The following is a 3,158-nucleotide window of genomic DNA, read 5'->3' on the forward strand; positions in this document are numbered from 1 at the left end:
GAATCCCTACTTTGTTGTTTGGGGCTGACTTGAATTTCGACAAGAATTAGATAGCTCTAGCTGCATGCCGACTTGTGTTATGTCGTAAAACTAGCATATAAATATAAACGCAAACAACGCAAATTACGCTCCTGCTTACGCTAAAGTTGCGTAAGTTTAACTAGCTTTTGGAGCTGTTTTTGAACAAGGATTCTAGCGACTTTTCAAAAACATCATTTTAGCTAGATGCGCCTTGCACTACCGAATGTAAGTTTAAGTTTAGGTTGCCTTGAAGCACTATTTTTGGAAGTTTGGTGTTTTTAAGAAAGATTTAAAATCCAAATAAGCATGTATATCGGCTGTTGTTGGTCTGGTTTTTGGACTGGGGTTTGATTCCCCACAGCTCCACCAAATCTTTTAACGCAAGATTCTATTTCTCTTTAATCTTTTGACACCACTTTTTATAGGCTTTAGAGATTTGCTTTAATTTAATACCAACAATTTCTGGAATCTCATACGAATGATGTTGCAAAATTAACTTACGCAAAGTTTTGAAATCCTGCTTAAATACCTTAAAACTCAACAAAATCTCTTTTTCGTGGCAAACTTCTAATGAATTTTGATTGATTGAATGATGCCAAAAATAATGGCTTTGAATCTCTGTTTGCTGAATACAGGGAGTAAGTTTGGACTGCAAAGCAACTTCAATCAAAACTTCAGCATTTGTTATCGTAGTCGTTGTTTGAAGTAACATTAAGCAATTTTTATGTTCTTTTTTACTCATCTTTGACGCCCATTCTCTTTTTTTTCTCCTCTAAGGATTTTTTCTTTTCCTCCTTGCGCATTCGCTCCAAATTCATCTGACGCTCTCTAGAACGTTTGAATTTCTCCAAATATTCTTGTCGCTCTGTCGGGCTTTGGTAAGCAATAGGACGGATAAAAAAAACAACCAACATTAACACAAAAAAGAAAATCGAGACCTCTTGATTGGAAGTTAATTTATACCAAATCATCGCAATACCAAGAGAAATAATAACTTTTAGCGCAATAATCATTGTTTTTCTTAGAGCATTCTAGGTAGAATCTTATGTTCTTTAAACTGCAAAGCATTACAAGATGCTGTTTCCTCAAAAAGAGCCAAAATCACTTGAGGCATAAAAAGCAATGGAATCTCTAAATCATCACGACCGCTTGCAATTTTTAACTCCACCGCATTTTGGTCCATTAATTCAAAATTGCCAATATTTGGCGTCAAAATAAAATCTACGCCACTATCTACCATTTCATAATAATCCGCTGCACCCATTTTGTAAGCCAACGCGGGATTGACTTGCAGCAAATACGCATAACTCTCTTTAAAAAATGGCATAATCTTTAATCCTGTAATCTCCTCTAAGCTTGCAATGATTTGGGATTCCATCACCCAAGTTTCAAGCTCTCTATCCAATATCAAAGCGCACTTAAATCCCTGCCAACATTTGGCTTTTAAATGTGAAATTTTAAGCGCGTTTAACACAATTTCTGGGACAAAAACAAAGCAATTTTCCAAACTTAAAATATCCATTTCCACACCACATTCTTTGACAAGAGATTCTCTTAATTCCGCTTCCTCATAAAGAGCTTTTAAAAAGCTCTTAATCTCTAGTAGGCTTTGAGAATCGCAGAGGAGTATTTTGTGATTCGTTTCTTGAGCTTCCAAAAACAAAAGAAATAGTTTTTGATAATATTTTGCCCTCTCAATAAAAGGCAAAAACTTGCTCTCTAGCACAAGAGTTTGAGTTTTTTCAATAGGAATTTGTAGTTTTTCTAAAAGCACTTTGAAATTTGACATCAACAGATGAGAGGATTTTGGATATAAATTATTGTGCAACAAAATAAAAGATTCCATTTATTTTCCTTAAAAATTAACTTTTTTGAACAATTTTGCCTTAAAAGACTGAATCTTTGGAAGTTCGCTTCTTTCAAAGACGATTTGCTTTAGCTCATTAATGCACGCGTCAAATTTGGGATTTTGTGGAAAAAGATAAGTTTGCAAACTTTGTGCGTTGAAGATTCCATTTTCTAATCCGCAAATCGTTTCTAAAACTTCTGAAGTTTTATGTTTGGCATACAAGGAAGCTACCAAAATAAAATATGCCTCTCCTAAATATTCTGGATTCTCAACGCTTAAGGGCGTAGCATAGGCAAAAGGCAAAAAAGAAAGCAAAAAAGCATCTTTAATGGTTTGTGTCTCTATATCCAATGCTTCCAATCCCTTAAATTCCACATCTTTAAGGACGCTTTGCACTTCTTCTTGCGCCAACTCATCTAGCCCAACTTGCTTGAGCGATTCTATCTTTTGCAAAAATGGCTGCACATCAATGATTAAATCTTTCAAAGCCAAATGTGGATTTAGCGGCTCTATCCTCCATTCTAATCCAAATCTTTTAATCAAATCTTCTATCTTAAGACCAAAATCAAACACCACTACATTATTAATCTTGAATCCATACGCATTATAACCATACTCTAACACATTTTCTTGAACAATAGCTAGCAAATCCAATAAGGATTTCTGTCCATTAATTTTTACTATCAGTTTTGCAAAATAAGGCAGATAATCCGTCTTGACATCAAAACGGAACAATTCTAAATTAATTTTCTTATCCATATTTTCTCCCATAAACACTAAACTTCAAAGTATAGCAAATTATTTTTTAAACCTTTTGTTTTTTGGATTTGCTAAAAGTGCTTTCATAGAACTATGAATCCCCTCCTCTTCTCCATTTTTTGTCTGCTCTAATTCTGCAAAGGTTGCAAAAAGATTTACAAATACGCAAAAATCTGCACGCAAATCCTCATCATTAGGCAATAAAATCTGCACAATAGAATCCAAAGGTGTTGTTACAAAACTGCCCAAATTCTCTTCACCAAACCCTGCTTCAAAATAAAGATTCTTTGAATCTAGCTCCAAACTTTCAAAAGTATAACCAGCTAAAATAAACACCGTCAAATCACTAAAAGAACCACGAATAGAATCTGGTAATTCTGGCTCAAACTTGACGCGACACACATTACATACAATAGAAAAATTCACTTTTTTGTGGATTAAATATTCCAAAACTTCATAACAATGCTTTCTTAATAATTCTTTTATTTTCTTATCTTTTAGCAAAAATTCCATAATCCCTCCTTACAAC

General features: G+C 34.0%; 5 protein-coding genes and 1 other RNA gene. 1 reads left to right on the forward strand and 5 read right to left on the reverse strand.

Annotation, left to right across the window (positions count from 1 at the left end; translation table 11 throughout):
* Positions 1 to 20: 20 nt before the first annotated feature.
* Positions 21 to 390, forward strand: a transfer-messenger RNA (tmRNA) gene (gene ssrA, locus K2N75_RS07365).
* Between the two features lie 19 nt (positions 391 to 409).
* Here ssrA and cutA read toward each other — a convergent pair.
* Genes cutA through K2N75_RS07390 form a run of 5 tightly spaced genes read right to left on the reverse strand, consistent with a single transcriptional unit; the run spans position 410 to position 3,142 of the window.
* Positions 410 to 763: a divalent cation tolerance protein CutA gene (gene cutA, locus K2N75_RS07370; RefSeq protein WP_297681732.1), complete on the reverse strand. Its 354-nt coding sequence runs from the start codon at positions 761 to 763 to the stop codon at positions 410 to 412.
* Positions 756 to 1,034, reverse strand: coding sequence for a hypothetical protein (locus K2N75_RS07375; protein ID WP_297681730.1), 279 nt, complete (start codon positions 1,032 to 1,034; stop codon positions 756 to 758). The genes cutA and K2N75_RS07375 overlap by 8 nt, the downstream gene beginning before the upstream one ends.
* A gap of 8 nt (positions 1,035 to 1,042) precedes the next feature.
* Positions 1,043 to 1,867, reverse strand: a complete 825-nt coding sequence (locus tag K2N75_RS07380) for a hypothetical protein (protein ID WP_297681728.1) — start codon at positions 1,865 to 1,867, stop codon at positions 1,043 to 1,045.
* Positions 1,868 to 1,876: 9 nt separating this feature from the next.
* Entirely contained in the window at positions 1,877 to 2,629 is a 753-nt protein-coding gene (locus tag K2N75_RS07385) for a DUF5644 domain-containing protein (protein ID WP_297681726.1), read from the reverse strand.
* Positions 2,630 to 2,668: 39 nt separating this feature from the next.
* On the reverse strand, positions 2,669 to 3,142 hold the full coding sequence (locus tag K2N75_RS07390) for a hypothetical protein (protein ID WP_297681724.1): 474 nt from the start codon (positions 3,140 to 3,142) through the stop codon (positions 2,669 to 2,671).
* Between the last annotated feature and the right edge of the window lie 16 nt (positions 3,143 to 3,158).

It is taken from the genome of Helicobacter sp. (assembly GCF_029067145.1).
Taxonomy (GTDB): domain Bacteria; phylum Campylobacterota; class Campylobacteria; order Campylobacterales; family Helicobacteraceae; genus Helicobacter_D.

Coding starts and splice junctions, on each gene's coding strand:
- K2N75_RS07375 (WP_297681730.1), bottom strand. CDS start 1,034: ATGATTATTGCGCTAAAAGTTATTATTTCTCTTGGTATTGCGATGATT.
- K2N75_RS07385 (WP_297681726.1), bottom strand. CDS start 2,629: ATGGATAAGAAAATTAATTTAGAATTGTTCCGTTTTGATGTCAAGACG.
- cutA (WP_297681732.1), bottom strand. CDS start 763: ATGAGTAAAAAAGAACATAAAAATTGCTTAATGTTACTTCAAACAACG.
- K2N75_RS07380 (WP_297681728.1), bottom strand. CDS start 1,867: ATGGAATCTTTTATTTTGTTGCACAATAATTTATATCCAAAATCCTCT.
- K2N75_RS07390 (WP_297681724.1), bottom strand. CDS start 3,142: ATGGAATTTTTGCTAAAAGATAAGAAAATAAAAGAATTATTAAGAAAG.